This window comes from uncultured Fretibacterium sp. (genome assembly GCF_938040765.1).
Lineage (GTDB): Bacteria > Synergistota > Synergistia > Synergistales > Aminobacteriaceae > CAJPSE01.
Window position 1 is genome coordinate 1 of record NZ_CALIAA010000220.1, and the last position, 2,236, is coordinate 2,236.

General features: G+C 55.7%; 1 protein-coding gene. It reads right to left on the reverse strand.

Features of this window, described 5'->3' with window-relative positions; genetic code table 11:
- Positions 1-397 precede the first annotated feature (397 nt).
- Positions 398-2,047, reverse strand: a complete 1,650-nt coding sequence (locus Q0176_RS07545; RefSeq protein WP_299300996.1) for an RNA-binding domain-containing protein — start codon at positions 2,045-2,047, stop codon at positions 398-400.
- Between the last annotated feature and the right edge of the window lie 189 nt (positions 2,048-2,236).

Sequence of the window (2,236 nt, forward strand, 5' to 3'; positions counted from 1 at the left end):
AGGATCAAAAGGTTTCGTCGCATTGCTACGCGCTACGATAAGTTTGGATACTATTTTCTTGGACTTCCTGCTTTTCGCTTTTATTATCGACTTCTTATTTTTGTGCCGACATGACCTGAATATGGTTCACCGCTCAACTGATTATGGGTTAGGCTAAGCATTGGCTCCACAAGGTCTGTACACCAATAAAAAACGGGGCCGCGAGGCCCCGTTAGGTGTGTTTCTTCGCTGCTGGAGAGAGCTTATCACAGAACCTTGTCCCTTTTCTAGAGGCATCGCTGACTTTTGCGCTGACTCAAACGCCAATATTTCCCAGACGCTGCAAGGCGTCACGCGTTTTACGCTGACTTTTGCGCTGACTTTTGCGCTGACTTTTGCGCTGACTTTTACAGACACATCATCGCTGTGCGTAGTATGCAGATTTCCCTCTCCCGATCTTTTTGATTTTTTCATCTTGAAGCAGCAGCTTCAAAAGATAATAGGCATGGTTGCTGTCGCACCGGCACAACTCGACCACATCGGCGCGGGATATCCTTGAGAAACTTTCCAGATGGCGGAGTATGATGTCCTTCTCCTGAAGGGTCGTCATCCCGTGCTGCCGCGTATGTCCCGCCTCGTTGCCGGATAGCGCATACATCTTTGAACTGAGCATGTACCGTCTTGCCCTGCCGTTGCCGACACCCTCAACCACTCCAAGCTCCACAAGCCACTCTACGGTGTTGCGCGCGTCCGACTCCCTCTTCTGTATTCGGCGAGACAGCTCGTCAAGCGTCGCCCTGCGCTCGTGCCTCAGCGTGGCCAGCACGATCAGAGCGTCGACCGGCATCATTTTGTCCATGCGTCTCTCCTCCGTTACGAGCATCCGTACGAATTCCTCGTCAAGTAAGGCGCTGTTCAGCCGCAGGATTACGCTGGCCGCGCTGCTGTCGGAATAATCGGGGATTTCGTGTCCACTGCGAAGCATGGCGCTGTAAATCTTGTCCACTCCGCGGCCCGTTCGCTCCGCAAGACCAATCCGCTTCACGGCCTCCGCCAGAGTCCTGTTCCTCGGAGTCGGCGCCACGGACAGAATGTTGTCTGCGCTGACCCCCTCCGGAAACCCCCCCGGACTTGAGATGACCATCGCCCGATTTTGCAGCTGAACCTGCACCGCGCCGGAGACAAAATAATCCCGGTGAACCAAGGCGTTGACAAAGCCCTCGCGAAACGCCTCCCGCTCATAATTCGGCACGGGGACACGAAACAGCCCCACCTGAATTTCCTGTTCCACAACCCTCGACTGAAAGAGCAGGCTGACCTTCTCGAAGATCTGCAGCAGCGACTCCCTCATCGCCGGGGGATTGACCAGTACGTTGACGCCGTCCAACACCTGAAATAGAACCTCGTTTCCGGGGACGAACTCGCGGATATACCTTTCATGTCCCATCAACAGAAGGCCGGCGACCGTCGGATAGCAGACCCCGTCCAGCTCCCGGACCAGATCAAGCGCCTTATCCAGTTCCTCATCGGACAATTCCAGAAGGGGCGCTTCGCCGCGGTATGTTCGCACCATGCCGCGAAGCCGCTCCCGTTCCAGCGGGTTCAGCGCCTCGCGGGCGGCGATTGTCTCAATTACCTGTGCGGAAGGGTCAATGGCCCGGATGGAGGAAAGCCGCTGCATAATCTCGTGCGGCTGCATGGGGATGTTCTCCGGCGAGCCGTCCGGCTTCAGCCGCCGACGCAGATACTGCCCGTCGGACGTCATCGTCAATTGACGGGACTGCTTCACCTCCAGGGCCAACACATCGCGCTGATCCCAGGTTTCCAGGCGAAGGGTAAGGACAAGCGAAGGAACGGTGTGGGTCTGGACCTTTGCGGCCATCTCAATCAGATTTTTGTGCTGTTCGCTGACGCCCGAGACATGCCCGTTGTCCTCGACGCCAAGGTAAAGGACGCCGCCGTCGGTGTTCGCCATGGCGACCAGCGCCTTATAGAGCTCATCCAACGGCAGAGGCCGGCGGTCGCTCTTGAACTCGACGGTCAGTGTTTCCCTGGTTGGTCGTTCCATGGTTTGCCTCCGGCAGGTGCGGGGAATCCAGTCCTGACGTTATTCCGTCCCTGCTTTTACCATTTCGGCAACTATCCTCACAGCACTCTCGCTGAATACTTTTTTCGTCTCAAGGCTTCTTCTCTCTTCATTGAGCCTGGTATTCCCATGTCAATCCGTATCATCTCTACTTCAAAATTATATAACACC